The 4,239-nt window shown below is 43.5% G+C and carries 2 protein-coding genes and 1 pseudogene; 1 reads left to right on the forward strand and 2 read right to left on the reverse strand.

Features of this window, described 5'->3' with window-relative positions; genetic code table 11:
- A pseudogene (locus A5294_RS06855) lies at nucleotides 1–384 on the forward strand (hypothetical protein); the annotation flags it as partial.
- Between the two features lie 86 nt (nucleotides 385–470).
- Here the strand turns inward: A5294_RS06855 and secA are convergent.
- Together secA and raiA are read right to left on the reverse strand one after the other, a co-directional pair.
- The gene (gene secA / locus A5294_RS05885; protein ID WP_004106800.1) at nucleotides 471–3,266 is read right to left on the reverse strand and encodes a preprotein translocase subunit SecA; all 2,796 of its coding nucleotides are present in this window, start codon (nucleotides 3,264–3,266) and stop codon (nucleotides 471–473) included.
- A gap of 188 nt (nucleotides 3,267–3,454) precedes the next feature.
- Entirely contained in the window at nucleotides 3,455–4,126 is a 672-nt protein-coding gene (gene raiA, locus A5294_RS05890; protein ID WP_004106803.1) for a ribosome-associated translation inhibitor RaiA, read from the reverse strand.
- Between the last annotated feature and the right edge of the window lie 113 nt (nucleotides 4,127–4,239).

Consider the following 4,239-nt stretch of genomic DNA (forward strand, 5'->3'; position numbering starts at 1 on the left):
AATCTAAGTAGCCATAAATCTTATATTATTCCTACTAGAATGCAAGATTCTCACACGATTATAACTGCTAAAGGTCCTCGTGATAATACCCGCACAAGTTGGCTCGATTTAGATAAGACTATGGAAGACTATGGCGATGATTTTGTGCCTCCAAATCCACAATTTTATAACGTATCTCTAGTTAATGTAGTTTTGTGGATTCTATTTGTTATAGGTATCTTCGGTGTTATTGTAAGTGCTTTTATTCCTACTATAGCGAACATTGTTGGTATTATATGCGGCTTATTAATGCTACTTAGTGGAGCAGGATTACTTATGAATCGCAAAAAACCTGATCCGTATAAAGAAGATTACAGCGATTATGGAGATGGTGCTCGAGTATAGCTAATAATCAATCGAATATAATAAAAGGCGGCATGATTTTGATCACACCGCCTTTTATTTATATTTTACTTTAGTAAGCTTTCAAGTCACTCAGCTTCATTTTCAGCTTCGTTTTGACCATGGCAAAGCTTGTACTTACGACCAGAACCACATGGGCATTCGTCATTCTTATTTGTTCCTGGGAATGTACGTCCATCAGACCATGGAGTCTTCCATTCTTCATTCTTTGGTCGCATGGTTAATGGAACATCGCCTTCAGCATGGCTCAAAGGTGCAGGACCAACAATACCAGCAGCTTGATCTTCAGCATCTACCTCAGACGAAGCTTGCGCAACATCTTCATCAAGCTCATCGTCAGAAGAAATATCTTCAGTAGAAGCAATCTGATTGACATCAATGTGGAATAGAAGCTGAATGCTTTCTTCCTTAATTGCCTCAATCATCGAATTGTACATCTGGTAGCCTTCACGCTGATATTCAACGAGCGGATCACGCTGACCCATACCACGCAGACCAATACCATCCTTCAAATAATCCATCTCATAAAGATGTTCACGCCACTTGCGATCGAGAACAGAAAGAACAACGCGACGTTCAATTTGACGAAGTGGATCAGCACCGAGACGATCTTCGACGAGAGAGTAAACCTTTACTACACTGTCGACGATCAAATCACGCAAAGCAGAAACAGCTTTTTCGCCCTTGAGATTGATAATAGTTTCACGTACCTGATCCCAATCAAGAAGTACAGGCATTACAGAGTTAAGAGCATCTTTTAAGCCGTCCAAATCCCAATTCTTTGGCTTATCAGAACCGTTCATTGCGCCACGCACATAGCTTTCTACGGTGTCACTGATGAACTTCAAGATGTCCTCGTGAATATCTTCACCCTTAAGAACCATCTGACGCTCTGCATAAATCACAGTACGCTGCTTATTCATAACATCGTCATACTTCAAAACGTTCTTACGCATTTCAAAGTTACGAGCTTCAACAGTCTTCTGTGCCGTACGCACACCGTTAGAAACGTACTTAGACTCAATTGGTTCGCCTTCTGGCAATCCCTTAGCCATAACACGAGCAACAAGCTGAGTGTTGAACAGGCGCATCAAATCATCTTCCAAGCTCAAGTAGAAGCGAGATTCGCCAGGATCGCCCTGACGACCAGATCGACCTCGAAGCTGGTTATCAATACGACGAGATTCGTGACGCTCAGTGCCAAGAACATACAAGCCACCAAGCTTCTTAACTTCTTCATGCTCGTCTTTAACTTGCTCTTTAACTTCAGCTAAAACGCCTGGCCAACGCTTCTCATATTCTTCAGGAGTATCGTCTGGAGAATAACCATCAGCCTTCAACTTTGCATCAGCCAAGAATTCAACATTGCCACCAAGCATAATATCAGTACCACGACCTGCCATGTTAGTAGCAACAGTTACAGCACCCTTACGACCAGCAACAGCAACAACAGCAGCTTCCTTAGCATTCTGCTTAGCATTCAAAACCTGGTGAGGAATGCGAGCAACGTCAAGGAGTGAAGAAAGAATCTCAGAAGATTCAACAGAAGCTGTACCAAGCAACACAGGCTGTCCTTTAGCATGGCGTTCAGCAACATCGCGCACGATAGCAGTAAGCTTTTCTTTCTTTGTGCGGAAGATCAAATCGTCCTTATCTTTACGAATTACTGGACGATTGGAAGGAATTGGAAGAACACCAAGCTTGTAAGTTCCCATGAACTCTGCAGCTTCAGTCTCAGCAGTACCAGTCATACCAGCAAGCTTGTCGTACATGCGGAAATAGTTTTGCAAAGTAATAGTAGCAAAAGTCTGATTTTCTGCCTTAACTTCCACATTTTCTTTAGCTTCAATTGCTTGATGCAAGCCCTCGCTATAACGACGACCTGGAAGAACACGACCAGTATGCTCATCGACAATCAAAACTTCGCCGTTGGTGACAACATAGTCACGATCTAGAAGGAAAAGCTCCTTAGCTTTCAAAGCGTTATTCAAATAACCAATAAGAGCTGTATTGCTTGGCTCATAAAGGTTATCGATGCCCAAGTAATCCTCAATTTTTGCAATGCCAGGATCAAGAATACCTGCGGTTTTTTTCTTTTCGTCAATCTCGTAATCAACATCGCGAGTAAGCTTCAAAACAAGCTTTGCAAATTCACGATACCAATGAGTTACATCACCTTCAGCAGGACCTGAAATAATAAGTGGCGTACGAGCCTCATCGATAAGAATGGAATCGACCTCATCGACAATTGCATAGTGATGACCGCGCTGCACAAGTTCGCTCTTTTCCCACGCCATATTATCGCGCAAGTAATCGAAGCCAAACTCATTATTTGTACCGTAAGTAATATCAGCATTGTATTGCTTACGACGCTCAGGTGGCTGCTGGTCGGTAATAATGCAGCCAACGCTCATGCCAAGGAATCTATAAATACGACCCATAAGTTCGCTTTGATAGCTAGCAAGGTAATCGTTGACTGTGACAACGTGCACGCCTTTGCCTTCCAAAGCATTCAGATAGCTTGGCAAAGTAGCGACCAACGTTTTACCTTCACCAGTTTTCATTTCTGCAATATTGCCCCAATGCAATGCAGCACCACCCATAAGCTGCACATCGAAATGACGCTGGCCAAGCGTACGCTTTGAAACCTCTCGCACAGTAGCGAAGGCTTCAGGCATCAAATCATCAAGCTTTGCACCATTGTCTAAACGCTGCTTGAATTTAGCAGTTTGACCCTTCAATTCTTCATCGGAAAGCGCGGAAATTTCATCTTCCAACGCATTCACAGCCTTGGCTACGTTCTCAAGGCGCTTCAATTGACGGCCTTCACCCATACGCAAGGCTTTATCGACGATATCTACCACGTTTTGCTCCCTTAGGTCATGTCTATGACGACGGCCTAGCCAACATAGACGTAAACTGTGCCTATATTACGCGACGGCTACGATTTTTGTAAGTTAGCGAGTCTGATTTCTACATAAAAATGCCCGCCCAACATTGTGCTAGACGGGCACGCGCACTTATTCGCGCACTTTAGACATGTTTTTAACCATTACTTTTGCTTAGCAACATTTTCAGGTGTATCAATTTCAAACACGCCATAGCTCCAACCATGTCTGCGATATACTACAGATGGTCTCATAGTTTCTTTGTTTACAAACAGGAAGAAATCATGTCCAATAAGCTCCATCTCATACAAAGCCTCATCTATGCTCATAGGCTCTGCAATATGTAGCTTACGACGAATCACAATAGGAGTGTCGCCAACACTTACTTCCACAGATTCACCAGGACCTAAATCGGAAGCAACAGCAGCATCTGCGCTATTAACCTCATTTTCTTCTGGCTCTTCAACGGTAGTTTCAATCTCAGGTTCTACAGCACCCATATCTACAGGAGTCATTTCCGTATATCCACGGCGATGATCCTTACGACGATCGCGAGTACGACGCAAACGAAGCGTCAACTTATCAAGCGCCATATCTAATGCGCTAAATTGATCAGTGCTAGAAGCCTCTGCGCGAATCACAGTGCTTCCTGCAACAACAGTGATTTCAACTCGCTTTGCTGTGTCAGCCTGCCTTGGATTGCCTTCATGAGTCAACACGATTTGCACGCGCTGCGCATCAGGCGCAATGGCGGTCACACGATTCATCTTACTTTCTACAACGTCACGGAACCTTTGATTAATCTGCGTATGACGACCAGTAATGACGATTTCCATGCGAAACCTCCCCATATAGACTCGAACCTTAAGCTCGATTTGTACAACCCGACTGCCACGATGCCGTCGGTTCTTCTATTATATCTGCTAAATCCATACAAACCTAGCAATTT

The organism is Gardnerella sp. 30-4, from assembly GCF_001641215.1.
GTDB lineage: Bacteria > Actinomycetota > Actinomycetes > Actinomycetales > Bifidobacteriaceae > Bifidobacterium > Bifidobacterium leopoldii.